At 73.0% G+C, this 26,363-nt stretch carries 20 protein-coding genes and 1 pseudogene; 7 read left to right on the forward strand and 14 right to left on the reverse strand.

What is annotated here, in order from left to right; genetic code table 11:
• Positions 1-1,507 (reverse strand): annotated as a pseudogene (locus tag Aut01nite_RS44360) (hypothetical protein); the annotation flags it as partial.
• A gap of 5 nt (positions 1,508-1,512) precedes the next feature.
• On the reverse strand, positions 1,513-2,523 hold the full coding sequence (locus tag Aut01nite_RS21275; protein ID WP_152628727.1) for a hypothetical protein: 1,011 nt from the start codon (positions 2,521-2,523) through the stop codon (positions 1,513-1,515).
• Positions 2,524-2,762: 239 nt separating this feature from the next.
• On the opposite strand from Aut01nite_RS21275, the gene Aut01nite_RS21280 reads away from it, so the two are divergent.
• The 3 genes from Aut01nite_RS21280 (at position 2,763) to Aut01nite_RS21290 (ending at position 4,782) form a co-directional block, all read left to right on the forward strand.
• A complete protein-coding gene (locus Aut01nite_RS21280) occupies positions 2,763-3,101 on the forward strand; it encodes a WXG100 family type VII secretion target (protein ID WP_043525457.1) in 339 nt (112 codons plus the stop codon).
• A gap of 40 nt (positions 3,102-3,141) precedes the next feature.
• Positions 3,142-3,426 (forward strand): WXG100 family type VII secretion target, encoded by a 285-nt coding sequence (locus Aut01nite_RS21285; RefSeq protein ID WP_043525458.1) that lies wholly within the window; start codon positions 3,142-3,144, stop codon positions 3,424-3,426.
• Positions 3,427-3,618: 192 nt separating this feature from the next.
• A complete protein-coding gene (locus tag Aut01nite_RS21290) occupies positions 3,619-4,782 on the forward strand; it encodes a S8 family serine peptidase (RefSeq protein WP_052163771.1) in 1,164 nt (387 codons plus the stop codon).
• A 72-nt stretch (positions 4,783-4,854) separates the two neighbouring features.
• On the opposite strand, the gene eccB is transcribed toward Aut01nite_RS21290, so the two are convergent.
• Together eccB and eccD are read right to left on the reverse strand one after the other, a co-directional pair.
• Positions 4,855-6,231 carry a type VII secretion protein EccB gene (eccB, locus tag Aut01nite_RS21295; protein WP_043525459.1) on the reverse strand — a complete coding sequence of 459 codons (1,377 nt, stop codon included), beginning with the start codon at positions 6,229-6,231 and terminating at the stop codon, positions 4,855-4,857.
• 16 nt (positions 6,232-6,247) lie between these two features.
• Complete coding sequence (eccD, locus tag Aut01nite_RS21300; RefSeq protein ID WP_043525460.1) at positions 6,248-7,657, reverse strand: type VII secretion integral membrane protein EccD; 1,410 nt, start codon at positions 7,655-7,657, stop codon at positions 6,248-6,250.
• A gap of 91 nt (positions 7,658-7,748) precedes the next feature.
• On the opposite strand from eccD, the gene Aut01nite_RS21305 reads away from it, so the two are divergent.
• Entirely contained in the window at positions 7,749-11,693 is a 3,945-nt protein-coding gene (locus Aut01nite_RS21305; protein ID WP_043525517.1) for a type VII secretion protein EccC, read from the forward strand.
• A gap of 112 nt (positions 11,694-11,805) precedes the next feature.
• Here the strand turns inward: Aut01nite_RS21305 and Aut01nite_RS21310 are convergent, their stop codons facing one another.
• The 4 genes from Aut01nite_RS21310 to Aut01nite_RS21325 form a co-directional block, all read right to left on the reverse strand.
• Positions 11,806-12,870: a hypothetical protein gene (locus Aut01nite_RS21310; RefSeq protein WP_236642718.1), complete on the reverse strand. Its 1,065-nt coding sequence runs from the start codon at positions 12,868-12,870 to the stop codon at positions 11,806-11,808.
• Positions 12,867-14,039, reverse strand: coding sequence for a type VII secretion protein EccE (locus Aut01nite_RS21315; RefSeq protein WP_043525519.1), 1,173 nt, complete (start codon positions 14,037-14,039; stop codon positions 12,867-12,869). The genes Aut01nite_RS21310 and Aut01nite_RS21315 overlap by 4 nt, the downstream gene beginning before the upstream one ends.
• Positions 14,040-14,255: 216 nt before the next feature.
• The gene (locus Aut01nite_RS21320; RefSeq protein ID WP_043525461.1) at positions 14,256-15,914 is read right to left on the reverse strand and encodes an AAA family ATPase; all 1,659 of its coding nucleotides are present in this window, start codon (positions 15,912-15,914) and stop codon (positions 14,256-14,258) included.
• Between the two features lie 314 nt (positions 15,915-16,228).
• On the reverse strand, positions 16,229-16,921 hold the full coding sequence (locus Aut01nite_RS21325; protein ID WP_043525462.1) for a DUF4191 domain-containing protein: 693 nt from the start codon (positions 16,919-16,921) through the stop codon (positions 16,229-16,231).
• A gap of 703 nt (positions 16,922-17,624) precedes the next feature.
• Between Aut01nite_RS21325 and Aut01nite_RS21330 the strand changes: the two genes are divergently transcribed.
• The gene (locus tag Aut01nite_RS21330; RefSeq protein ID WP_043525463.1) at positions 17,625-17,819 is read left to right on the forward strand and encodes a hypothetical protein; all 195 of its coding nucleotides are present in this window, start codon (positions 17,625-17,627) and stop codon (positions 17,817-17,819) included.
• Positions 17,820-17,944: 125 nt separating this feature from the next.
• On the opposite strand, the gene lipA is transcribed toward Aut01nite_RS21330, so the two are convergent.
• Positions 17,945-18,841, reverse strand: coding sequence for a lipoyl synthase (lipA, locus tag Aut01nite_RS21335; RefSeq protein ID WP_043525464.1), 897 nt, complete (start codon positions 18,839-18,841; stop codon positions 17,945-17,947).
• Between the two features lie 164 nt (positions 18,842-19,005).
• On the opposite strand from lipA, the gene Aut01nite_RS21340 reads away from it, so the two are divergent.
• Together Aut01nite_RS21340 and Aut01nite_RS21345 are read left to right on the forward strand one after the other, a co-directional pair.
• Positions 19,006-19,290: an OB-fold nucleic acid binding domain-containing protein gene (locus tag Aut01nite_RS21340; RefSeq protein ID WP_043525465.1), complete on the forward strand. Its 285-nt coding sequence runs from the start codon at positions 19,006-19,008 to the stop codon at positions 19,288-19,290.
• Positions 19,291-19,612: 322 nt separating this feature from the next.
• A complete protein-coding gene (locus Aut01nite_RS21345) occupies positions 19,613-20,518 on the forward strand; it encodes an outer membrane protein assembly factor BamB family protein (RefSeq protein WP_043525466.1) in 906 nt (301 codons plus the stop codon).
• A 289-nt stretch (positions 20,519-20,807) separates the two neighbouring features.
• On the opposite strand, the gene Aut01nite_RS21350 is transcribed toward Aut01nite_RS21345, so the two are convergent.
• The 5 genes from Aut01nite_RS21350 to Aut01nite_RS21370 are packed head-to-tail and all read right to left on the reverse strand — an operon-like array spanning position 20,808 to position 26,359.
• Complete coding sequence (locus Aut01nite_RS21350) at positions 20,808-20,972, reverse strand: peptide ABC transporter substrate-binding protein (RefSeq protein ID WP_043525468.1); 165 nt, start codon at positions 20,970-20,972, stop codon at positions 20,808-20,810.
• Entirely contained in the window at positions 20,972-21,601 is a 630-nt protein-coding gene (lipB, locus tag Aut01nite_RS21355; protein ID WP_043525469.1) for a lipoyl(octanoyl) transferase LipB, read from the reverse strand. The genes Aut01nite_RS21350 and lipB overlap by 1 nt, the downstream gene beginning before the upstream one ends.
• 10 nt (positions 21,602-21,611) lie before the next feature.
• Entirely contained in the window at positions 21,612-23,495 is a 1,884-nt protein-coding gene (locus Aut01nite_RS21360) for a DUF6311 domain-containing protein (RefSeq protein WP_239124609.1), read from the reverse strand.
• 26 nt (positions 23,496-23,521) lie between these two features.
• Complete coding sequence (locus Aut01nite_RS21365; protein WP_043525470.1) at positions 23,522-25,399, reverse strand: DUF6311 domain-containing protein; 1,878 nt, start codon at positions 25,397-25,399, stop codon at positions 23,522-23,524.
• Between the two features lie 42 nt (positions 25,400-25,441).
• Positions 25,442-26,359 carry a TIGR01777 family oxidoreductase gene (locus Aut01nite_RS21370; protein ID WP_043525472.1) on the reverse strand — a complete coding sequence of 306 codons (918 nt, stop codon included), beginning with the start codon at positions 26,357-26,359 and terminating at the stop codon, positions 25,442-25,444.
• Between the last annotated feature and the right edge of the window lie 4 nt (positions 26,360-26,363).

Below are 26,363 nucleotides of genomic sequence, written 5' to 3' on the forward strand. Positions count from 1 at the left end.
CGCCGGGGATGCCGCGCCCGGGACGGCCGGTCTGGCCCGGCGGGATGGTGCCCGGCGACTGCGTACGCCTGCGGTCTCCGGGACGCCCGCCGGGCGGGATCGGCGGAGTGATGCCGGGGGTGGTGCGCCCGGGCCGCTGCGTGCCGGGCGGCGGCAGGGTGACGCCCGGCGTGGTGCGCCCGGGCCGCCCGGTGGGGCCGGGCCGGCCGCCGGGGGGCGGCGGAACGAAGACGGGCCGCCCGATCTGCCGCCCGCCCGGCGGCACGATCGGCGCGCTCGGGGCGGCCGGCCGCCGGATGGTCCGTCCCGGCAGGTTGCCGGGCGGGATCGCCACGTTCGGCCCGCCGGGCCGCGGGATCTGCGGCGGCAGCCCCGGTCGCACGCCGCCCGGCGGGAACACCGGGGTGCCGCCGGGCGGCAGCTTGCCCGGCGGGAGGGTGCCCGGGGGCAGCGTGCCGGGCGGGAGCGTGCCGGGCGGGAGGGCTCCGGGCGGCAGCGCGCCCGGCGGCAGGACCGCGGGCGGCACCGCGCCGTTGCCACCCGGCTGGGGCAGCGGCGGCGCCACGCCCGGCGGCGCGGTCGCGGGCGGCGGCACACCGGGCGGCAGAGTTCCCGGGGGTACGCCACCCGGCGGCTGGACACCCGGCGGCAGGAACCCCGGCGGGTTCAGTCCCGGCGGCAGCAGCCCCTGCGGCGGAGGGGTTCCCGGCTGGACCTCGCCCAGCGGCGGCGGGAATCCGGGCGCGGTCGCCCCGGGCCCGGGGCCGGGCCCACCCGTGCCGCCCGTCCCGGGCACCGCCCCGGGCTGGCTGAGCACCGCGTTCAGCGGCTGCACCGGCGGGCCGGCCCCGTTGCTGATCATGCCGAGGTAGTCGAAGTACTGGTTGCCGTAGTGCTGGGCCAGCGCCTGCGCCTCCTCCCGGAACTTCCGTTCGACCGCGGAGACGTCCTCCTCCCGTTTCGCCTGGGCCGCGTCGTCCCAGCCGTCGCGCTCGGTGAAGACGGCCTTGAGGTTCTCGGCGACGCCGATGTCCTGCGCGCCCGCCAGTTCCCGCCGGTAGTCCTGCAGCAGTAGTTCCATCTGGTTGCGCGCCTCGGCCGACACGTCGGCCAGATGACGCAGCGCGACGATGTTGCGCTGTGCCGCGTCCATCCACTCGTCCAGGTAGACGAGGGTCTCGCCGGGTCCCCGCTGGAGGAAGGCGTCCCGGGCGGCCGGTGACTTCCAGGTCTCGTCGCGCAGCACGATGCTCTGGTTCAGCACGAAGTCCCGGACGTCGAGCAGCAGCGACCAGGTGTTCTGCCACTGGTCGGCGAGCGTGGAGATCTGCTCCGGATGCATGTTCCGGATCCGCTGGGTGATCTGCTCGATGGTGGCCGGGTTGCCCGGCCCCGGAGCTCCGGTGAACGGCGTGGTCGACGGCGGGTGCTCGGCGTACCGCGTCTGGCCGGTCTGTGGCGTGTACCCGTAGTTGCGGTCGGCGGTGGCGCCGAAATGGTCGGCCATGACGATCAGCCCCGCACCCGGTACGGGTCGGCGATGGGCGGGCCGACATGGTCCTGCCCTTCGGTCGCGACCCCGCTGTTGACCCGGTTCGTCTCCACGATCCCGCCCTTCTCGTCGCGTTCCTCGGTGACCGTGATCCGCTCGGCGGAGTTCGCGTCGGTGAACTCGGTCGTCCGGTGCACGGTGTTGCCGTCCGCGTCCCGGACGTCGGTGCTGCGGCCCTCGACCCGCTGGTTCTCGTCGAACCTGGTCCGGGTCTCGGTGGTGCCGGTCTGCCTGCCGTCCGCGCCGAACGTGTCCTCGACGGTGATCTCGACGTCGTCGACCTGCCGGGTCGTCGCGCGGCCGGTGACCGCCGAGACCTTCTCGCCCTTGCTGTCGTAGACCGTGGTGGTGGTGGTGACCGGGCCGCCGGGCGGGCTGAACGTCAGCACGTCCCGGCGCTCGCCGTTCGGCCCGGTCGCCGTCTCCAGAGTCTGGTACGCCGAGATCCGCGTGGACGAGGACGGCTGCCACAGCGGGCTGCTCGCGGGCGGCGGCACCGGCCCGGTGGCCGCCTGCTGCTCCTGGAAGGTCCGGCCGACGCCCTCGGGCAGCCCGGCCGGGCGCGGGACGCTCTTGTCGCCGAACGCGAAGAGGACGTCGTTGAGGGAGGCTGCCGCCATCGCGTCGCTGCTGCCGTAGCTGTCCGCCACGACCCGCGCCGCGTTCGCGATGTTGCCCACCGACTCGGCGAGCTTCTGCAGGTAGATGGTCATCTCGCCGGCGTTGGCCAGCAGTTGCGCCCGGACCGCGTCGGCTTCGCCCAGCACCTCGCCGTCGAAGGCGCGCTGCGGTATCTGGCTCAGCGTCGTCAGGTAGCCGGCGCGGGAGGAGATCTCCTTCTGGTGGCTCGCCATCCGGGTCGCGTACTCCCGCAGTCCGTCCAGGTCGATGTCGACCGGGATGTTGCCGTCGAGCCACGGTGCGCCGGTGCTGCCGACACTCCCGTCCGGATAGGGATTGCTCGCACCCATCACGCCTCCCCCGCCGATTCCCATCTCTCCGCCCCGCTATTGATCAAAAGGATCGATCGCGAAAGCGGCTGACAGAGGAGAGTACGCGCGCTCCCCGATTCGGGTTCGGCGAGATTCTTTGAAGAAGTCTCGAACCGAGTACGGGGGAGTGGCGTACGGATAGGCATAACCCACCGGCGGCCCGGAACCGGATCGCCGACACGAGAACCGGGGAGAAGATCGTGGCAGGAACGCCGGGCATGGGTCAGGTCCATGCCACTCAGGAACAGCTCACCGCGATGGCCAACCGCTGCTCGGACACCGGGCAGAACATCTCCAGCGGGATGAACCAGCTGCTCGGCCAGATCCAGGGTCTCAGTGGTGGCGCCTTCGCCGGTACCGCGAACAACGCGCTTCAGGACGTCTCGGAGCAGCTCAACCAGGGTCTGAACAAGATCATGCAGGCGCTGGCGGAGCTCGGCGGCAAGATGTCCGCCGCCTCGCAGACCTACGGCGTCAACGACGAGGAAGCCGCCACGGACCTGCGCAACGCCGCCGCCGGTGGCAACACCCCCGTCATGAACGCCCTTCGCGGCTGACCCGGACCAGACGAGAACCTGCGATCGGAGATCAGAGACCATGAACATCACTTACAACTTCGGCCAGATCAACGAGGTCTCGGCCGGCATCAACAAGTTCCAGGGCGACATGGACCAGCAGCTCAACGACCTGTACACCGCGTTCACCCAGCTGTTCGCGCAGGACTGGACCGGCGCCGCGGGCACCGCCTGCGACGACGCCCGGCAGAAGTGGAACCAGGGCGCCACCGAGATCAAGCAGGCCCTCGCCAGCGTCGGTGTGAAGCTGGGCGCCTCCGCCGACCGCATGCAGCAGGTCGACGCGCAGATCGCCGCCGGCATGTGACGACCCGGCCGCGGAGGATCGGCCGCCGGCAGCACGGTCGGCGACCGATCCGCGTTCGGCGATCATTTCTTCGAAAGGTGCGGGGGAATGGCCGTTCCACTGGATTCCCGGACGATGTCCCCGGCGGCCGTGAATCGCCGCCCGGCAATCTCAGAATGGTCGCGTAAAGGGTTCGCGATCATCATTTCCGTCGTGACGGCAGGCGTTCTCGCCGCCGCTCCGGCGACAGCCGCGCCCGGGCAGAACTGCGCCGGGCCCGGCGAGGCGGAGGTCCGCGTGTCCTGGCCGCGGATCATGCTCCAGGCCGGCGACATCACCCCGCTCGAGAACGGCGCGGGCACCGTCGTGGCAGTGCTCTCCACCGGAGTCGACGCCGATCAGCCGATGCTCGACGGGCGGGTGGCGGCGGGCGCCGACGTGGCCGGCGGCGGCCGGGCCGACACCGACTGCACCGGCGCGGGCACCCAGGTCGCCGGGGTGATCAACGGCCGCGCGGCCGGTGAGGTCGCCGGGATCGCGCCGGGCGCGCGGGTGCTGCCGATCCGGGTGATGCCGGACGACCCGGCCGGATCCGAGCCCACTCCCGGGTCACTGGCGCAGGGCATCCGGACCGCGGTGCAGAACGACGCCGCCGTCGTGGTGGTGGCCGTGCCCGTCTACACCGACCAGCGAGCCCTGCAGACGGCGGTCGCGGACGCGGTCGCGGCGGGGACCGTCGTGGTCGCCGCGGTCGGCGAGGTGGACCGGGACGAGAAGGGCCGGCGTACGCCGTACCCCGCGAGCTACGACGACGTCATCGGGGTGGGCGCGATCGGCCCGGACGGACGGATCATGGCCGAATCCCGGCGAGGCGGCTTCGTCGATCTGGTGGCGCCCGGCGTGGACGTGCCGTCGGCGCAGACCGGCCGGGGGCTGGTGCTGACCGGTGGCACGGCGATCGCCGCCGGGTTCGTCGGCGCGTCCGCCGCCCTGGTCCGCGCCCGGTACCCGGAAGCGACACCGGCGCAGGTCGCCCGGCTGCTGACGGCCACCGCGAGCCCCGCTCCGGCCGACCCCGCGTTCGGGGCCGGGGTGGTCAGCCCGTACGCCGCCCTCACCTCCCGCATGGTCGACGCGGAACCCCGCGCGCTGCCCGGTGTGCCGGCCGCCGCGCCCCCGATGGACGCCGCCGAGTTCCATCGCCGGGTCGTCGCCATGAACGTCGCCGCCGTCATCGCTGTCCTGGTGGTGGTCCTGCTGCTGACGGCCGCCGCCCTGCGCCGCAGTCGCCGCCGCGGGTGGCGCCCCGGCCTGCCGGCCCGCCTGCACACCCCACCCGAGCCGCTGGAACCCGCGCCGCCAGTGATGCTGCGCTGACCGGGAGACCCGGCTGGTTCTCCGGGCTGTCTCAGCGCCCCTGAGACAGCCCGGGAGAACTAGCCGGTCTGCTCACGGCGGAGTTCGATCCGCGGCCTGGGCCGCGGCGCGCGGGTCGAGGGTGACCCCCTCCGGGATCGCGTTGATCAGGGCGGTGGGCACGCTGGTCGCGGCGGCCGGATCGTAGCCGAGGGCCTGCACGGCCGCCTCATCGGCCAGCGGATGCGCCAGCGCGACGTCGGTCACCAGCACGAGGCTGCCCGAGCCGGGGACCCGCACCAGCGCGAATCCGCCGGCGCCGACCTGGACGGAACTGGCGAGGGCGCGGCCGCCGCCGTTGTTGCCGGGGGTGGGGATGGCCGCGCCGAACGATCCGGCGCCTCCGGTGGCGATCCCGACCCGGGGCGGCGCTCCGGCGTCGGCGGTGACCGCGCAGACCGCGTCGCCGGACGCGGCGTTCTCCAGGGGAGGGACCTTGGGCGGACCGGCGGCGTCGCCGCCGCCGTCGCCGAGGGCCCGGCTCACCGGCAGGGCGCCGAGATCGTTGAGGGAGATCTCCCGGGGCCGCTCGCCGGTCAGCCCGGTCTGGATCGCCTGTTGCAGCTCGGTGATGCTGGCGACGCCGTCGTCCAGGACGATGTGGAACTCCGCGCCGCTGGCCGGCCGGCTGACCAGGACGTCACCGTTGTCGAAGCCGGGGGCCGCACCCGACTCGCCGCCCGGGTCCGCGACCGGGACGGCGGTGATGTCGGCGCCGGCCGGCAGAGTGTTCAGCCAGGCGGGAGCGACCCGGACCGGCTGGCGGTTCTGCCCGAACAGGGCGTTGAAGGTGGCCGTCTGCGGAATCGCGTGCTTGCGGCCCTTCCAGATCAGATGCGAGCCGGCCGTCCCCGGGTCGTCGTCGGCGACCAGGGCGCTCGCGTCGAGCACCTTGCCGGGCGGGCCACCCGCGCCGACCACCAGGACCGCCTTCGGATCGTTGCCGGGTACCGCGCACATCGCCCACGGCAGGCGGAGCTGACGGGCCGGATCGGGCAGCGACGCGGGCGCGCCGGCGATGCCGATCACGTTGCCGCGCGGGGTGCCGGTGAGCGACTTCGCGGCGATCCGGAAGACCGGCGGGTTCGGCCGGCCGGCGGCCAGTTTCGCGGAGGCGAAGTTGACCGCGGGGAGGAGCCGCCGTCCCCGGTAGACGAAGCTGGCGCCGGATTCCCGCTCGACCACCACGGCGCCCTCCTGCTGCCACTGGTTGGCGCCGGTGCGGGTGAGCAGGCCGTAGACGCCGAACCCGGCGGCGACCAGGACGGCGATCATGATGCCGCCGAACAGCGCGCCGATGCCGCGGCGCAGCGGGGACTGTGCCGGGTCGGTCTCGCGCATCACCAGCGCGGAGATCACCCGCTGGTTCATGAACTGGTACGACTGGAGCTGATCGCGTCGCGAGATCATCGTCCGGTCACCGGCCTCATCCGCCGATCGACGCGAACAGGCCGCGGATGTCGTCGAAGACCCCGATCACCGCGCAGGCCAGCGGGATCAGCGCCATGATCGCGACGATGTCCAGGATGTCGGCGGCCCGGCCCAGGTAGGGCGACGGCGGCCGGCGGCTGTAGATCAGCGCCGTGGGCAGGGCCACCGCGACGATCACCGCCGCGACCGCGATCAGGGTCAGCCCGGACCGGTCCCCGGCGAGCGCCGGGCCGATCCCCAGACCGGCCAGCCCGACCAGGCCGGCGGTCAGCAGCGGCACCCGCTGCTGCGGGGTGGGCAGCAGCCGGGCCCGCAGCAGCAGCGCGGCCACCGCGGCGATCATCAAAAGCACCGTGGACGTGCCCGGATCGTCGCGGGCCAGCCAGATCATCGCCACCACGCTGCAGATCGCCGCCGACAGGATGAACCCGCTGAGCACCTCGGACGCCCGCACCACGGCGGCGAACACGTCCTCGCGGCGGGGGAGTCTCTCGTCCTTGAGGATCTCCTCGGCCCGGTTCGGCAGCTGCGGGAACGGCAGCCGCCCGATCCAGCCGGCCAGCACCGGATAGGCGGGCAGCAGCCCGATCGCGGCGGTCAGCGCGACCGCGGCGGCGCCCGCCGCGGACATGCCGGCGAGCGCCAGCATCGCGGCGAGCAGCCCGGTCAGCCCGGCCGCGATGCCCGCCACGAAGAGCCGGGTCAGCCCGGCCACCCCGGCGTGCCCGAGCACGCTGATCAGCAGCAGCGTGGACGAGCCGAGCAGCAGGCCGGAGACGCCGACGCCGAGCGGGCCGGCCGCGGCCGGGGTGAGCAGCCAGGCGCCGCCGAAGAACGCGTAGGGCAGGCCGGCCGCGGCCACCACCGCCCCGGCGCCCGCGTCGCCGAACCCGCGGGACAGCAGGATGCCGAGAACCGCCAGCGCGAGCGACACCCCGAGCGCGATCACGCCGGGCAGCACCCACGCCGGGCCGGTGGCGGCCAGCCCGGCCAGGCCGAGCAGCAGGGCGGCGGCGGTGACGGCCAGACCGCAGCGCCGGGTCGCGGCGGGGCTCCACGACCGGGCGGCCCGGCGGGAGCCGCTGGCGATCACCTCGACCACGTCGTCGTACGCCAGCTCGGGCCAGTCCTCCCGGGCCGGGTTGAGATGCAGCAGCTCACCGTCGCGCACACCCTGGGCCGCCAGGTTCTTCCCCGGCTCCAGGGTGGTGCCGGTGGCGCGGCGCAGGACCCAGCCGCCGTAACGCTCGGAGGGCTCGCCGAGAGCGCCCTCGGCGTGCCGCAGCAGATGCGGCAGCAACTCGCCGACCAGCATGTTGTCGGGCAGGGCTAGGTCGAGGCGGCGGGTCGGGGCCGCGATGGTGACCCGGGCCAGGGAGGGCCCGCTCGCTGCGGGTGCGCTCACAGAGGACAACGTAGCGCGTCCGGAAGATCCATTCACGCTCACGGATGAAGGCTAGGATGGTCGTCGCTACGTGACCTACGGGGAGCCCAGCGTGACAGTAACGATCATCAAGCGTCCGCCACGCCGTCCCGCGCCCGCGATGCCCACCGGTGAGGTCGCGCTCGACCCGCCGCCGGAGATCCCGCCGCCGGAGGGCAAGGGCTGGAGCCGGATGCTGATGATCCTGCCGATGGGCGCCGGCGCGGCGGCCATGGGCTTGATGATGGGCACCCAGCAGCGCGGCCCGATCGCCTACGTCGCAGGCGCGATGTACGGGGTCTCCATGCTCGGCATGATGGCGATGATGGCCACCAACACCGGCGGCCCCGGCAAACGCGAGATGATCGAGGCCCGGCGGCAGTACCTGCGGCATCTCTCCCAGCTGCGCGCCCAGGTCCGCGCCACGATCCGCCAGCAGCGTGAGGCGCTCTACTACCGCAATCCCGACCCGGCGACACTGTGGACGTTCACCGACAGCGGCCGCCTGTGGGAGCGCCGGCGCGGCGACGCCGACTTCACCGTCGTCCGGATCGCGGTCGGCCCGCAGGAGGTCGCCACCCGCCTGGTCCCGCCGCAGACCCGCCCGGTCGACGAGCTGGAGCCGCTCTGCACGATGGCGCTGCGCCGGTTCCTCAACACCTACTCGGTGGTGCCGGACCTGCCGGTGTCGGTGGCGCTGCGCGACTTCTCGCACATCTACGTGCGCGGCGGCGAGCGGCAGGCGCACGACTTCAGCCGGGCCCTGGTCGCCCAGATGGCCACCTTCCACGCCCCCGACGATCTGCGGATCGGAGTCTGCGTGCCGGACCACGATCGGGCCCGCTGGGAGTGGGCGAAATGGCTGCCGCACGCCCAGCACCCGGACAAGACCGACGCGATCGGCCAGGTGCGGCTGGTCGCGCCGAGCGTGCCGGCGCTCGAGGCGATGCTCGACGACGTGCTGGTCAACCGGCCCCGGTTCGACCCGGCGGGTGCTGCCGGCGGTCCGCACGTCATGGTGGTCATCGACGGGGGTTCGACCGCCGGCTCCGACCATCTGATGACCGAGGGCGGCGTCGCCGGGGTCACCATCGTCGACCTGTCGGTCCCACCGCCCCGGCTGCTCGACGACAGCTCGGTGGTGCTGGAGATCGCCGCCGACGGCACCGTCACCGGCACCACGATGGACGGTCCCACCGAGGTCGGCCGGGCCGACGCGCTCAGCCTGCCGGAGGCCGAGGTGCTGGCCCGGGAGCTGGCCCCGCTGCGGCTGTCCGCCGCCGCCCAGTCCGACGAGACCGCCATCTCCCAGGACACCGGGCTGGCCGAGCTGCTGGAGCAGGCCGACCCGTACCAGATCGATTTGAACGCCCTGTGGGCCAGCCGTCCCAACCGGGACCGGCTGCGGGTGCCGATCGGGGTCGGCGCCGACGGCCGCCCGGTCGAGCTGGACCTCAAGGAGTCCGCGCAGGACGGGATGGGCCCGCACGGCCTGCTCGTCGGCGCCACCGGATCCGGCAAGTCCGAGCTGCTGCGCACGCTGGTGCTGGCGCTCGCCATGACGCACAGCTCGGAGATCCTCAACCTGCTGCTCGTCGACTTCAAGGGCGGCGCCACGTTCGCCTCCCTGGACCGGCTGCCGCACACCGCCGCGATGATCACCAACCTGGAGGGCGAGCTGCCGCTGGTCGACCGGATGCTCGGCGCCATCCAGGGTGAGCTGACCCGGCGCCAGGAGCTGCTGCGCAAGGCCGGCAACTACGCGTCCCAGCGCGACTACGAGCGGGCCCGGTCGGCCGGGGTTCCGCTGGCGCCGCTGCCCAGCCTGCTGTTCATCGTCGACGAGTTCTCCGAGCTGCTCAGCGCCCGGCCCGACTTCATCGACATGTTCGTCCAGATCGGACGGGTCGGCCGGTCGCTCGGCATCCACCTGCTGCTGGCTTCGCAGAAACTCGAGGAGGGACGGCTGCGCGGCCTCGAGTCCCACCTGTCGTACCGGATCGGGCTGCGGACCTTCTCGTCGATGGAGAGCCGTGCCGTGCTCGGTGTGCCGGACGCGTACGAGTTGCCCCGCTCACCCGGCCACGGTTACCTGCGGACCGGCACCGAGGGCCTGATCCGGCTCAAGGCGGCGTACGTGTCCGGCGCCGTCCGCCACAACGGCTCGGTGCCCGGCGCCGGCGGTCGCGGCGGCAACCCGATCCGCGACTTCTCCACCTACTACGTGGCGCCGCTGCCCTCCTCGTCGGAGAAGGTCGAGGAGCAGCCGGAGGAGACCACGGTCGGCGACACGCTGATCGAGGTGCTGGTGCGGCAGATGGAGGGCAAGGGCGCGCCCGCCCACGAGGTGTGGCTGCCGCCGCTGGACAAGGCGCCCACCCTCGGCCAGATGCTGCCGCCCGCGATCACCATGCCGGAGCGGGGGCTGACCGTCGACGCCGAGGAGCGGTTCGGGGCGTTGCAGGCGCTCGGCGGCATCATCGACAAGCCGTACGAGCAGCGCCGCGATCCGATGTGGCTGGACCTGGCCGGAGCCGCCGGCAACGTGATGGTGGTGGGCGCCGCCCAGTCCGGCAAGTCGAACCTGCTGCGCACTCTCGTGGTCAGCCTGGCCCTCACGCACACCCCGCGCGAGGCGCAGATCTACGGGCTCGACTTCGGTGGCGGGCCGCTCAGCGCGCTCGCCGGGCTGCCGCACGTCGGCGGGGTCGCCACCCGGCGGGACGTGGACAAGGTGCGGCGCACCATCGCCGAGCTGCACGGACTGATGCGCTCCCGGGAGGAGTTGTTCGCCCGGGAGAACGTGGAGGGCGCCGCGGCGTACCGGCGGGCCCGCGCCCAGGGCCGGTTCGCCGGCGAGGCGTTCGGCGACGTGTTCCTGGTGGTGGACGGCTGGGCGACGCTGCGGACCGAGTTCGAGGACCTCGAGACGTCGGTGCACGAGCTGGCCAACCGCGGCCTCGGGTTCGGCATCCACATCCTGGCCGCCACGAACCGGTGGATGGACGTGCGGCCGCAGATCCGCGACGTCTTCGGCACCCGGATCGAGTTGCGTCTCGGCGAGGCCGGCGACTCGGTGATCAACCGCCGCGAGGCGGTCAACGTGCCGGAGAACGCGCCCGGCCGCGGCCTCACCCCGGACGGCTACCACTTCCTCGCCGCCCTGCCCCGCATCGACCGCGAGCAGCGCGTCGACGACATCTCCGAGGCGGTGGCCGAGCTGGTCCGGCACGCCGACGAGCACTGGACCGCCCCGCCGGCGCCGCCGGTCCGGCTGCTCCCGCCGGAGCTGCCGTTCGAGGCGCTGCCCCCGGCGGTCGGCGGCCGGATCCCGGTCGGCATCGCCGAGGCCGACCTCGAACCGGTCTGGCTCGACTTCGACGCCGAACCGCACGCGCTGCTCTTCGGCGACGTGGAGAGCGGCAAGAGCTCGTTCCTGCGCAGCCTCGCCCGGTCCATCGTGGCCGGCCACAGCCCCACCCAGGCCCGGATCCTCCCCGTCGACCTGCGGCGCAGCCTGCTCGGCTGCGTTCCCGCCGAGAACACCATCGGATGGGGTACGTCGCACCAGGTCACCGCCGACCTGATCAACCAGGCGATGGTGGTGATGCGGGAGCGGCTACCGGGCCCCGACGTCACCCCCGAGATGCTCAACAACCGCAGCTGGTGGAAAGGACCCGAGTTCTACGTCCTGGTCGACGACTACGACCTGCTCGCCGGCGCCAATCCGAACCCGCTGAACCCGCTGCTGGAGCTCCTGCCGCAGGCCCGCGACATCGGCCTGCACGTGGTGATCACCCGGCGGATCGGCGGGGCCGGCCGGGCGCTCTTCGACCCGGTGGTCAGCCGGATCCGGGAACTCGCGTCGCCGGGGATCATGATGTCCGGGCCGCGTGAGGAGGGTGCGCTGTTCGGCAACGTCAAACCCCAGCCGCTGCCGCCGGGCCGCGCCTGGATGATCACCCGCAGGCACGGCGCCCGGCTGGTGCAGCTGGCCTGGTCCCCGCCGGTCCGCTGACCTTCCCGTCCGGCCGTCCCGTCTCGTCCGGCTGCCCGTCTCGTCCGGCTGGTCGTCACTGCTGTCTCGGCGCGGCCGAGACAGCAGTGACGACCAGCCGGGGTTCGACCCGTCAGCGGCGCGGCTGCCCGATGTACTGCTGTTCGACCCCGGTCTGGTGCAGGTACAGGAACCGGTCGTCGCCGTCGCCGATCAGCGCCAGCATGTCGTCCTCCATGCCCTGCAACAGCCGGCCGCTCTGCGGGCCCAGTTTCAGCGCCGATGCCGCCAGGGCCGCCTCGTCCCCGCCGAGCCGCTGCAGGACCGTGATCCCGGCCTCCTGCAACGCCGCCATCCCCGGCCGGTCGAGCTGCCGCAGAATGGTCAGCTGGGTGTGCCACGGCCCCAGCGGGGGACTCGTCGCCGGCCCGGTCACCCCCAGGTCGAACACGGTCAGCAGCGGGGTCTGCGCGGTCCCGCCGAACGGCCCGCCCGGCTCCTGCCCGACCACGGTCAGCCGGTTCTGCTGGCCGGTGGCCCGCTCGCCGAAACCCGCCCACGCCCGGGGTTCGGTCGTCACCACGACCACCCGGACCCCCACCGAGAACGCCCGGAAGATCAGCAACTGGGCCGCCCACACGCCGCCGACCAGCGCCACCCGGACCGGGTTCGGCCCGAAGAGCCGTACCGGCACCGGCACCGGCGCCTGCCGCTGATCGCGCCCGAGCACCAGCCCCGCCGGACCCGGCTGGCCGGCGGTCATCCGGCGCAGCCCGGCCCGTGGAATCGCATGCCAGCCGATCCGCAGCCGGCCGGTCCGGCCGGACGGCCCGGTCCGGTCCCGTGGCCCGTCACCGTCCCCGGTCTCCGGCGGCGGTCCGTCCGGCGGCCGTCCCGGTCCGGTGGCCGGCCGGGCCAGCGGCGCGTTCGTGACCGGCGGCGCGGCCGGCCCGCGGGCCACCACCGGCTCGGCGCGGACCCCGGCCTGCCCGGCGGAGGGGGCGGTCTGCGGCGGGTACGAGACCCCGGCCTGCCCGGCGGAGGGGGCGGTCTGCGGCGGGTACGAGACGCCGGCCGCTGGAGGCGCCGGCGCCGGCACCGCGGCCCGGCCGGACGTCACCTGGCCGGGCTCCCGGCGCGCGGGCGGCGGCTGTTGCTGCCGGTGGGGGTCCTCCTCGTGCGGCCACGGGTGGCTCATCCGGCGCCTCCTCCGGTCGGTGCGGTCGCGTACGCCGCCGGGCCCTGCTCGCCGTCGAGCGCGAGCAGCTCGCCGCCCGCCCGCCGCACGCCCTCCTGCAGCACCCGGTCGAGAGCCGCCAGATCGGCGTCCGGCCGGGTCGCCAGCCGGATGAACGCCCGCACCGCCACCTCGTCCCCGGCGCCCGCGTCGAGCACCAGCGCGACGCTGGTCTGCGCGGCCGGCGCGGTCGACGCCCAGGCGAACAGCGGCCCGAGCTCGGTGGCCGACGCCGGCCAGGTCTTCAGCCAGTACGTCCGGTGGATCAGCCGGGCCGACCGCCAATGCCCCCACGCCTCGTCGACCCCCGGCACGTCGGCGAGCGACCACGGCTCGACATCACAGGACCGGGCGAGCAGCGCCAGCAGCCGGTCCGCGTCGAGTGCCCGCCCGGTCATCCCGAGCCGCCGCAGGCTGGTCACCACCTTGCGGGCCAGCCCGGCGACCAGGGTGGCGGCCGCCTCCGGGTCGGCGGTGTGGTCGAGCAGCGCCTCGGCCAGCGCCCGGGCGTCGACCCGGATGCTGATCGACGACTCCCGGAAGGCCGGCACCGGCCCGGTCCCGGTGGCGTCGACCAGCTGACGGTAGGAGGTGCCGGACGGCGACGCGGCCGGCACGTCCGGGCTGGGCGCCGGCACCGTGTGCGTGACCAGCTCCATCACCAGACCGGGCTGCCCGGTGCCGGCGAGCGCCCCGACGAGGGTGTCCAGCGGGATCGGTCCGGCGGCCGGGTCGAGCCCGACCACGCTGAACCAGCCGGCCTCGTCCCGGCCGACACCGACCGTGCCCTCCGCGCCACCCGTGCCGCCCGTGCCGCCGGTCGAGGCCGCGACGTCGTGGACGGTGAGGCCCGGGGCGATCGTCCGCAGCGCCGCCAGGACCGGCCCGGACCGCTGGTCGATGCGGGCCGCACGGCGCCGCCGGTGATCCCGGGCGACCTGCCGGTGCTCCAGCCACCACCGGTGCTGCCGCCGGGAGAAGAAGACCAGCAGGAGCGCCGCGGCCGCGCCCCCGGCGGCCACGACGGTGAGCGGGGTCCCGGTGAACGACGCGGCGACCGCCAGGATCGAGGTCTCGGCGACCAGGATCTGGGTCACGTTGAACGGGCCGAGATGTCCTTTCTTCGGCACCGCGCGAACGGTCGCCTCCGGCGGCCGGTACGGCACGGCCGGGCGGGCCTGCGGCGGCGGAACCGGTGGTGAGGGCGGCGGGGGAACGGCACTGCCGCGGACCGCGGGCGCGCCGCGCGGCGGACGCAGCGGGGCGGCCCCACCGTACGTCGTTCCTTCACCACGGTGCACCGATCGCCTCCCCGGGGAGAACAGGTCACATGAGACAAACGTAGGTCAGCGGGCGGCCACCCGCAGATCGTCGACGGTCAGCGTGCGCAGATCGTCCCGGCTGGGCATCCGGCCCATCGCCCGCAGCCGGCCGGACTGCGCCTTGCGCATGCCCTCGAGCAGCTTGCGGGCCTCCCGGGCGTTGCCGAAGTTACGATTGCGTTCGAGCCGTCCGAAGTGGTCGAGCAGCGCCTCGGGCAGTCCCGGGCCGAACAGGTAGTCGTCGTTCCGGGCGATCCGGCCGGCGATCATGACGAGTTCCTCGGGCCCGTAGTTCTCGAATTCCATGGTCTTGGCGAACCGGGAGGCCAGACCGGAGTTCGCGTCCAGGAAGTCGGACATCTCCCGGGTGTACCCCGCGACGATCACCGCGACCTGATCCCGGTGGTCCTCCATCAGCTTCACCAGGGTGTCGATCGCCTCCTGGCCGAAGTCGGCGGCCGCCCCACCGGCTCGGGCCAGCGTGTACGCCTCGTCGATGAACAGCACCCCGCCCATCGCGTCCTCGAAGACCGAGGTGGTCTTCTCCGCGGTGTGCCCGATGTACTGCCCGACCAGATCGCGCCGGGACACCTCCCGGAACCGGCCGTCCGGCAGCACCCCCAGCGCCTTGAGCAACTGCCCGTAGATCCGGGCGACAGTGGTCTTCCCGGTCCCGGGCGCCCCCGTGAAGATCAGATGGTGGCTGACCGCGCCCACCGACAGGCCCGCCGAGCGCCGCCACTCGTTCACCTGGATCTCGTCGAGCAGCGCCCGGACCTCGTCCTTCACCCCGGCCAGCCCGATCATCGAGTTGAGCTCGGTGATCAGCCGGTCCATCTCGGCGAGGTCCTGCGTCATGCCCGCGGTCGCCACGCCCGCCTGCGGGATACCACCACTGTCGGTCAGCGACACCGTCGCCCGCGCGCGGGGATCCACCCGGACCGGCAGGTCACCGGTGTCGGTCACCACGCACCGCTCGATCTCGGCCGTGCAGTCCGCGCCGATCTCGATGCCCGCCCTGCCGGTCTGCCGCACCGTCGTGGCCATCACCCGGACCGACCGCGAATGAACCACCATGATGCCCACGTCACCGATCCCGGTGATCTCGCAACCCTCGATCAGCGGGCCGGACTGGTAGACGTAGACACCCCGCTTGCCGCAACCGCTCACCGTCGTGCGGCGGACGGTCAGCTTCGAGCCGACCACGATCACGCCGTCCGCTTTCACGTCGCGGACCTCGCACTCCTCGACCGTGCCGTCGGCATAGGAGAACTCGAATCCGGACTCGCCGCCCGGCACCAGCACCCGGATCGCCTCGACCAGCGCGCCGTTCTCCGCTTTCAGCCCCGCGTTCTGCTCGGCGCCCAGCTCGCAGTCGCGCAACCGCAGCTCGGCCCGGTCGCCGGCCACCCGCACCGCCGGATGCACGTCCGAGACCAGTGCCAGCCCCTCCACCTCGACCCGGCCCGAGGTGACCGAGAGCGCCGGCCCGCCCAGCCCGGACGCGTCCACGACGGCCGAACGCGGCTCGCCGGACGCCCGCACCGTCAAGGCACGCCCGCCCGGATCGATGCGCTCCCGGTAGGTGCCGGGAGCGAGGGTGATGACCGCCCCGTCGGGCGCCTGCTCGAGGGCGTCGGCCAGGGTCGGATAGGTGCCGGGGACCGCCAGGGTGCTGACCACGAGCGGAACTCCTTCGTGCCCACGGATGCGAGTCTGCGTCACCGTCCGGCGTGGATCGCCGACGGCGGCGTAGACCCGAGGCTAGCGCCCCGGACCGATCATGGAGGCCCTTGTCGATGAATGCGGCCCACTCACCCTCGGGCGAGGGTCCCCCTCAAAGCGACTTATCCGGTACGCCCACACATGCACGCCTCGTCAGGACAACGGCAGACCGCCCCGATACTCGGCACGGCACACCCCCGGAACAGCGCGGACGACGACGCCCGTCACCGCGAAAGGCGGGACGGGCGTTACGCCGTACAGCGGGAAGGGTTTCAGCGGGGCCGCTGCTGCCGGAACGCGCCCTTGCTCGGCCGCATGTTCTTCGGGATCGCGCCCTTGGGCATCTGCGGCCGCGCCATCAGAGCGCCGAGACGCTTGTCGAGGGCGTTCACGTCCTTGCCGGTGAGGTTGCGGGGCAGCTTCAGCATGGTCGTGCGCAGCTTGCGGACCGAGAGCTGGCCCTCCTCGGTGCCGATCACGTAGTCGTAGAGCGGCGCGTTGCCGATCACCTTCACCAGGCGCTTCTTCTCCTGGCTGAGCAGGCCGCGGACCCGCTGCGGGTCGCCCTCGCCGAGCAGGATGACGCCGGGCTTGCCGATCACCACGTGCACCATGTCGAACTGCGTGGTGGAACTCGCGGCCGGCCGCACCCGCCAGTCGCCGCGCATGTTCTCCATCAGCGAGGCGGCGGCGCCGGGCTGGCCCTCCGCCACGTTCATCATCGCCGTGTTCGACCGCAGGTTCAGCACGATCAGCACGGCCAGCAGCGTGAACAGGATGCCGACCGGAATCCACGGCCACGATCCGGTCAGGAGCACGATGGTCACGGTGATCGCGAGCGGGATCGCGACGGCCGCGACGACCAGCGGGACGAACCACTTGTCCTGCTTCGCCGTGAACGCGAACACCTGGCCGATCTGCTTCAGCCGCGTGCCGGACGACACCTTCTCCTGGGGTTTTGCCATAGCCGCAAAGTGTAGTGGGGCTCAGGTACCTCACGGCGTCCCGGGCACCTGGGGACGTGCCGGTGAGGAGGGGACGGGACGGCAGATCAGGCGGCATCCCCGTGCAGACCGGGCGGGTGAGCGCGAAAAGCCGGTGACACGCCACCGGCAGGAGCGCCGAATGATCCCGTTCAGCGACCCCGGCACCCGGTTCGACCGGATGCGGCGACCTGATCCGGGAGGCCGGCGGCCGGCGGCGCGCGCGGGGGAACACGACCGAACGGCCACGCCGTACCGGCCGACGGCCGAGGCTGCGCCGGACCGCGCGGACGGGCGGCCGGCATCCGCTCGCGTCATGACCGCGACGATCGGCCCGGAAGATCTGCCGTATCCGCCGGGCATCGCTCGACCTCATGACGGTGAGCGCGTCCCGCTCGGTCCTGGCCGGCCGGAAGACCGGTCCGACCGTGCCGCACGAGGCGCTCGCCCGCGTGCCCGGCGCCCCGGTCCAACGACGGGCCCGCTCGTCGGCGCGGTGGTGGCATCCGGCGCAAGCGGACGCGGGCGGGCGGCGGTGCGGGCCGCGCCTGGAAAGGCTAAGGCGGCGGGAAGCGGATCCGATGGTGGGGGCCGACTCCTGAAACGGAAGGGCGGCCTGCCCTGCTGGAGTCCTTCGTATCGTCCGGAGGCATGTATGGATACCGCAGTCGAGGTGAGTTATGGCGTGGCCGACATGCTGCTCGGGCCGAACTCTCTGGTGCCGTGGTGGGCGTGGCTGGCTCCGCTCGCCATGATCTTCATGAAGTTCCTTGCGCCGGTGTTCCTTCCGGAGGTGGCCGAAGCGAAGTGGGCTTCGGAGAGGGATGACGGCAAGGGCAGCAAGAAGGGCAAGAAGTCGAAGAAGCCGAAGAAGAAGTAGAGCAGCAGACGCAGGAGAGCCCCGTGCCGGATGGCACGGGGCTCTCCTGCGTCTGGGGCCGGCGGGCGATCGGGTGCCGACGCCCCGGCTCGGCCGGCGTGTCGAAGCGGATCGCCGGGCTGCGGTCAGCCGCGGGCGTCGAGGGCCTGACGGTAGAGGCGGCCGGCGCGGTAGGAGGAGCGGACCAGGGGGCCGCTCATCACGCCGGCGAAGCCGATCTGCTCGGCCTCGTCGCGGAGCTCGACGAACTCCTCGGGCTTGACCCAGCGCTCGACGGGGTGGTGCCGCGGGGTGGGTCGCAGGTACTGCGTGATGGTGATCAGCTCGCAGCCGGCGGCGTGCAGGTCACGCAGGGCGGCGGAGACCTCGGAACGCTCCTCGCCCATGCCGAGGATCAGGTTGCTCTTGGTGACCAGACCGGCCGCGCGGGCCTGGGTGATCACGTCGAGGGACCGCTCGTAGCGGAAGCCGGGGCGGATGCGCTTGAAGATGCGCGGGACCGTCTCGACATTGTGGGCCAGGACCTCGGGGGCGGCGCCGAAGACCTCGGCGAGCTGGACCGGGTCGGCGTTGAAGTCGGGGATCAGCAGCTCGACGCCGCAGCCGGGCTGAAGCTTGTGGATCTGGCGGACGGTCTCCGCGTAGAGCCAGGCGCCGCCGTCGGGCAGATCGTCGCGGGCGACGCCGGTGACGGTCGCGTAGCGCAGGCCCATGGTGGCGACGGACTCGCCGACCCGGCGGGGCTCGTCGGCGTCGAACTCGGCCGGCTTGCCGGTGTCGATCTGGCAGAAGTCGCAGCGGCGGGTGCACTGATCGCCACCGATGAGGAAGGTGGCCTCGCGGTCTTCCCAACACTCGTAGATGTTGGGGCAGCCGGCCTCCTGGCAGACCGTGTGCAGACCCTCTTTCTGCACGAGGCCGCGCATCTCGGTGTACTCAGGGCCCATCTTCGCCTTGACTTTGATCCACGGCGGCTTCCGCTCGATGGGAGTCTCGGCGTTGCGCGCCTCGATGCGCAGCATGCGGCGGCCCTCGGGAGCAATAGTCACAACCCGAAGATACGCCCGCCACGGCCGGTCGCGCCGCAGGGGCGACGAGGCTCACGTGACCATTGGTGTGAAGGCGGTCACTCGAAATTCGGGAGAAAGGCGCATCGGCGACTGTTGGCGTTCTCGTCACGGTGCTGATGGGACCGGGTAGCGCTTCGATCGCCGGCCGGGTCCATCGCCGGCGGCTGCTCAAGTCGGTGGCCTTCCTGATCGTCCGGGACGCCGCCGGCCTCAGCCAGGTCCTCGTCACCCACCTGGCGACCCGTGCCCGGGTGGAGCGGCTCACCGAGGAGAGCGTCGTCGAGGTGACCGCCGTGGTCGCCGCCAACGAGCAGCCGCCGAACGGCGTCGAGCTGATCTCGCCGGAGATCCGGGAGGAGGCCACGGCCTTCCCGCGCGACCTCAACCGGAACACGCCGTAGGGCCGGTTCACGCCGAGGGGATTGACCGGCGGCGGGATCATGGCGGCGTGGTTATCGACCTGGATCGGCCTCCGCCGTCCCGTCCGGCGCCGGTGCCCCTGCCTCGGCGGCGAGTCCTGTCGCTGGTCCTGGCCGGGGCGCTGGCGTTCCTGCTGGGCGCCTCCCAGCCACCCGGTGCGGAGTCCGCGCCGATGCCGGTCACGGCACAGACCGGGGCACGGACGGTGTCGTGGCTGCTCACCGGCGACGTCCTCTACAGCGTCCACTCGCGGGCGCAGGACTCGATGCTGACCGTGGTGGCGCGGCCCTGTCCGGCGACCGGGTGCGGTGGACCCGGCAGGTGGACGGGCGGGGCTTCGGCCCGCAGCTGCACGAGGTGGGGCCGAACCTGGCGCTGTCCCTCGGCGGTGTGTGGACGTCCCTGCTGGACCCCGCCACCGGGACGGAACTCTGGAACGACCACGAGTACCCCGGCGCGATCCTGGCGGGCGATCTGATCGTGCTGTGGAAGGACGGCGGAACCGGCGGCGGGCGGCTGGGCGTCCTCGATCCGCGGACCGCCCGGCCGGTGTGGTGGCACGCGGCCCGCAGCGTGCCGATCGCGGCCACGGCCACCGGGCGTCACGTGCAGGTGATCAGCCAGGACGGCACCGCGGTGGTGCACGCCCGGGACACCGGAGCGAAGGTGCTGGAGGTCGGCGGCATCCCGGTCGGCGACGGCTTCGACGGCCGGCCGGTGCTGTCGGTCGCCGGTGACCTGGCGTTCGTCTTCGGCCGGGGCAACGTGACGGCGCTGCGGCTGCCGATGCTGGACCGGCTCTGGACGACGCGGATGGGCGACGCGACCGAGGTGAACCGGTGCGGCACCCGGCTCTGCGTGACCGGTTCGGCGGGCCTGACCGCTCTGGATCAGCAGAACGGGAATGTCGTGTGGTCCGGTCCGGCGTGGGTCGCGTGGCACAACGGCCTGGCGGCGTCGCGGTCCGGGCAGGTGGCGCCGCTGGATCCGGAGACCGGCGCGGTGACGGGGCCGGAGATGTCCGGCTGGCTGGCCGGCGGTCTTCTCCTGCGCAGGAGCGGCGAGGAGCACTACGTCATCGACACGGTCACCGGCCGTATCCGGGGCTGGCAGCGTGCGGCCGGAGGCTGGCTGAGGTGCACGAGCACCGGCACGCACCTGGCCTGCCCGGCCGGCGGCGACAGCGTGACCGTCTGGCGCCTGAGCTGACCACTTCCGGTCCGCGGGGCTTCGCTGGAGAGCTTTTCGGTGGTACGGGCCACGCAACGTCCCGTGGCCCGCGGCGGCTGCGGCAGGCGTTCCCTTCCGGCCGTCCCCCCGGTGCCACTCATGCCTGCGCGGCGCGGTCACCCCGCCACCGGCACGGCGGCAGGGGCGCCTGGGCGGTGACCGGCCGCCGGGATCGAAGCCCGGCGGCCGCGCTGTCGGCCGTGAGTCGTGCCTGCCCGGCGTGGACAGGCACGGGACGTCGCGTGGCCCGTACCAGAGAAGGAGGAACCTAGAGAAGGACGGCGACAGTGACCACCGCGACGATCACGAAGGGGATGATCGTCGTGCAGACGAGGATGGCCCAGGCGATCGGGTGACCGAAGTTGAGCACCACCCCGCCGCCCGGTTTGGGGACGAAGACGCGCTTGTCGCGCGGGTCGCGGTAGAGGGCCATCAGAGCAGCGTGGCCAGGTGGCGCTCGATCACCGGCATGACCTCGCTGACGGGGACCGGGCGGCCGACCTCGGCGCTGAGCGATGTCACGGCGGCGTCACGGATCCCGCACGGGATGAACCGGTTGAAGTTGGACAGGTCGCAGTCGCAGTTCAGGGCGAATCCGTGCAGCGTGACGCCGCGGGACACGCGGATGCCGATCTGTGCGATCTTGCGGTCCAGCCCGCCCTCGGTGGCCTTGATCCAGGCGCCGCTGCGGCCCTCGACGCGCTCGACGGTCACACCGAACTCGGCGCACACGTCGATCAGCATCTGCTCGGTGCGGCGCACATAGGCGACCACGTCGACCGGGTCGGGCAGGCGCACGATCGGGTAGCCGACGAGCTGGCCCGGGCCGTGCCAAGTGATCTTGCCGCCGCGGTCGACGTCGACGACGGGGGTGCCGTCGAACGGGCGGTCGGCGGGCTCGGTCCGCTTGCCCGCGGTGAAGACGCTGGGGTGCTCCAGCAGCAGCACGGTGTCCGGCTGGACGCCGGCGACCACCGCCTCGTGCAGACGCTTCTGCTCCTCCCAGGCCTCCAGGTAATCGACCAGGCCGGGGCGCAGGACGGTGAGTACGGAAGAGGTCACGGCCGCAAGCCTAGCCCCGGGCCGGCTTGTCGACCGGATCCACACCGGGACGGATGCGCCACACCAGAACGTCCTGCACGTGCTCGGGCTCGCCGAGCAGGTCGGTGCAGAACAGCACCAGAGCCGCCCGGTTGAGCGGGCCACGCGGGCCGGTCATCTCGTCGGGCAGGAAGATCGCCTCCAGCCGCCAGTACTCGAAGTCGGCCCGGGCCTGGGCGCGGTCCACGTCGGTGACCCGGCTGACCTGGCCGAACCGCCCGGCCCGGTAGAACAACCGGGTGGTGGGCCGATCCGGCGGGCCGAGCCGCCCGACCAGTTCCCGGCCGGTCTCCTCGTAGTCCTGCGGGCCGAGGAAGTACCCCGCCGGAATGCGGAACTGCGCGGCGCCACCGTCGGCCATCGTGGTCGCCTGCCAGCGCATGGAGTCCACCGCCACGTCCATGGCCAGCGGCAGCGTGGTCATCACACCGCCGTCGGAGACGAAGTCGCGCCACCGGCCACTGGAGATGAACTCCGGCTCGGGCGCGCGTTCCAGGGTGCGCAGCGGCAGCGGGGCGATCGGGGCGAGCGCGGCCACCACGGCGGCGCCCAGCGCCACCCGGGTGAGCGCCGTCCGGTTCAGGAACTCGTCGACGAACAGCGCCAGGACCAGCGCGATGATCACCACGACCACGAGGGTGTACCGGACCGGGAGCGCCGAGTCGAACAGCGGGATTTCGGCGAGCAGCGCGTACGGCAGCGGGATGTGCTCCTGCTCGGTACCCATGAACCGCAGCCGCGGGCCGAGCGAGAGCACGAAGAACACCCCGCCGACGACGGTCAGGGCGCGCAGCGTGACCCGGCGCTCCGGCGACGCCCGCCGCCACAGCAGCACCAGCGCGGCGCCGAAGAGCAGCAGCAGCGGGGCGCCCAGGAACGAGGTCGCCTCGGTCGCGTTCGGCGCCAGGTCGGCGCCCCAGCCGAACAGCCCGGCCAGCGACTGCAGCGGGAAGGCGGCGTAGGCGACCAGGTCCTCGGAGTAGTGGTCCATCAGGAAGCCGGTGCCGGAGAACTTGAGCGGCCCGGCGAAGTGCATGTAGAGCGGGTAGGCCAGCAGCGCCCCGGCGAGCACCGCGCACACGCCCAGCGCCTTGAGCACCGGCGGCAGGGCGGACCGCGCCATCTGCCGGCCGGGCCGGGACAGCAGCCAGATGCCGAGGAAGAGGCCGCTGGCCAGGGCGCAGAAGAAGAGGGCCTCGGCGGCCACCGAGAAACCCATCCCGCAGAGCAGGCCGAGGACGATGCCGTTGCGCAGCCAGTGGTCGCGTTCCGGCAGTTTGAGCACCCACCAGGCGACGATGCCGACCATCCAGCCGGAGGTCCAGTTGAGGTGACCGTTGGCGTGCGAGATCAGGCCCGGGCAGAACCCGAAGAGCATGCCGCCGACCGCCGCGGCGAGCCCGCTGCGGACCAGCCAGCGGCGCAGGAAGAGGTACCAGACGAAGGCGGAGCCGGCCAGGTTCAGCGTCAGGATGGTGGCGAACGAGATCGACGGGCCGGCGAAGTGGGTCAGCGGCGCGAACAGCACGGCGTAGAACGTGCTCGACGTGTTCATCGCCAGGTTGACGCCGCGCGGCGCGTTCAGCAGGTCGGTGAAGAACGGGTCGGTGCCGTGCTGCAAGAGGTAGACGCCGTAGGCCAGCATCCACTCGAACTGCCCCTGGTCGCTGACGTTGTCGGCGACCACGTTCCGGTACGGCGCCAGCCAGAGTCCCTGGCAGACGTAGACCGCGGCGGCCAGCGCCACCACGGCCATGGTCAGATGAGCACGCCACCGGGACGGCGGTTCGCCCGGTTTCTCCGGAGATGCGGCTTCGGCTGGCGAAGTGATCGGGGCAGGCGCGGCGATCGTCACGTCGCGGAGGTTATCCAGTCCCGAACTCATCGGTCGATCGGGTCCACTCCGGGACGGATACGCCACAACAGCACATCGTCCACCTCCTCCGGCGGCCCGAGCAGATCGGTCGCGGTGGTCTCGACGGCATGCCGGAACAGCACCATGTGGTCGGAGCCGGTGATCTTCTCAGGCAGGAAGACCGCCTCCACACCCCAATAGGCGAAATCGGCGCGAGCCTGGGCGCGGTCGGCGTTGCTGAGCTCGGTCACGTACCCGTAGATGGCGGCGCGGGTGAACAGCCAGTCGGTGGCGAGCGTGGGCGCGCCGATCCGGCCGGCCTGCTCACGGCCCTCCTCGCCGGTGGTCATCGGGCCCAGGAAGTAGCCGCCCGGCATCCGGAACTGCGGGCCGCCACGGGCCATCGTGTACGCCTGCCAGCGCTGCCCGTCGGCGTGCACGTTCAGCGCGAACGGCAGGGCGGTGAGCACGCCGTTCTCCGACACGTACCGCTGCCAGGTGCCGTCGGCGATGAAGTCCGGCTCGGGCGCCCGCTCCTGGTGCCGCACCGGCAGCGGGAAGACCGGCAGCAGGGCGACGACGATCGCCGCGCTGATCCCGGAGTGCACGTTCGGCGAGGTGAACCGCCCGTCCATGATCTCCTGGGTGACCAGGGCCAGCACGATGCCCACCACGCAGGCGGTGACCAGCGCCAGCCGCAGCGGCAGCGCCGCGTCGAACAGCGGCAGCTTGGCCAGCAGCGCGAAGGGCAGCGGGAACTCCGGCCACTCCTCGCCCATCCAGTTGAACCGCGGGCCCCACGACAGCACCATGAAGACCCCGCCGGTCACCAGGATGGCGCGCAGCGTCGCCTTGCGCCCGGGCGCCGCCCGCCGCCACACCAGCACGGCCGAGACCAGGGTCAGGACCACCAGCGGCACGCCGAAGTAGCTGGTCTCCTCGGTGCGGTTGGGGCCGAGGTCGGAGCCGAGCCCGAAGACCGCCGCCAGCGAGCGGCTGGCGAACGACAGGTACGCCGCCGCGTCCTCGGCGAAGTACCGCTGGTTGTAGCCGGTGCCACTGAACGTCTGCGGCCCGGCGAAGTGCATGTAGAGCGGGTACGCCAGCAGGCCGCCGGCCACCACCCCGGTCACCGCGCACGCCTTCAGCACGGTGCCGGCGGCCGCCTTGGCCTCGCCCCGCACCGGCCCGGCCAGCGACCAGACGACCACGAACAGCGCGCTCGCCAGCGCCGTGTAGAACAGCCCCTCCGCGGCGATCGTGAAGAACGCCGCCAGCATCAGCCCGAGCACGAGACCGTTGCGCAGCCAGCGGCCCGGCTGGCGCAGCCGCAGCACCTGCCACAGCACGAGCGGAGCCACCCAGCCCGCCGTCCAGTTCAGGTGGCCGTTGGCGTGCGAGATGAAACCGGGCGCGAAACCGCAGAACATGCCGCCCAGGGCGGCCGCGACCGTGCTCGGGGTGAGCCAGCGGCGCAGGAACAGGTACCACACGAACGCGGAGCCGGCCAGGTTGAGCGTGAGGATGGTCACGTAGCTGATCTGCGGCCCGGCCAGGAAGGTCAGCGGCGCGAACAGGATCGTGTAGACCGAGATCGAGGTGTTCGCCGCCAGGTTCACCCCCCACGGCACGTTCAGCAGGTCGGTGAAGAACGGGTCCGACCCGTGCCCCAGCGTGTAGACGCCGTAGCCCAGCAGCCACTCGAAGAACGCCTGGTCACCCAGGTTGTCGGAGAGACCGTGCCCGAACGGGTCACGCCACAGACCGTTGGTCACATAGACGGCGAGGCTCAGAGCGAGCAGGCCGACAGCCAGATGGGCACGCCATCGGCGAGCACCTGACGGCGCCGGCGGCTCGGTGGACGGATCGGCGGACGCGGCGGGGGCGGAGGCGGCGAGGGACATCAGCCGCAGGTTAGCAAGAAAGCCTGTTGATCCAGGACCCCCTCAGGGCCGTATCGCCGGTTCCGGGCGCAGGGCGGCGGCCAGGGCCGCGTCCATTCCCGGGTACGCCCACGCGAACCCGGCAGCCGACAACACGCCCGGCAGCACCCGCTGACTGCGCTGCGCCTCCCCGGCCAGCTCGCCGATCACCAGATCCAGCACCGGCCCCGGCACCCTCAGCAGGGCCGGCCGGCGCAGCAGATGGGCCAGTTCCCGGGTGAACTCCGCGTTCGTGACCGGGCGGGGGGACACCACGTTCACCGGGCCGGCCACGTCCTCGCGCTCCAGCAGGAACTCGGCGGCGGCCATCCAGTCCTCCTGGGCGATCCACGCCATCCACTGCCGCCCGCCGCCGATCCGGGAGCCCGCGCCCAGCTTGAACGGCAGCAGCAGCAGTTTCAGCGGCGCGTTGGCGGCGTGGATGGTCGGCGCGGTCCGCAGCAGCACCACCCGGGTGCCGGCGTCCTCGGCGGGGCGTGCCGCGGCCTCCCAGACCCGGCACAGGTCGGCCAGGAAGGTGCTGCCGGCCGGCGCGTCCTCGGTGACCGGCTGGTCGCCGGTGTCGCCGTACCACCCGACGCCGGAGGCCTGGAGCAGGGTGCGGGGCCGCTGACCGGCCGGGAGCCGGCCGATGGCCTGGGCCAGGGTGTCGGTGGTGTCGATCCGGCTGGACCGCAGCACCCGCTTGTAGGCGGCCGTCCACCGCCGGTCGCCGAGGTTGGCACCGGCCAGGTTGATCACCGCGTCGGCGCCGTCCAGCACCTCCACGTCCAGCCGCCCCTGCGCGGGGTCCCAGGTGGCCTCGTCGGCCCGCGCGGTGGGCCGCCGGACCAGCCGGACGATGTCGTGCCCGCTCTGCCGCAGCCGGCCGGCGAGCTCGGTGCCGAGGAAACCGGACGCACCGGCCATGACGATCCGCATGCTC

The organism is Actinoplanes utahensis, assembly GCF_016862455.1.
Taxonomy (GTDB): Bacteria; Actinomycetota; Actinomycetes; order Mycobacteriales; family Micromonosporaceae; genus Actinoplanes; species Actinoplanes utahensis.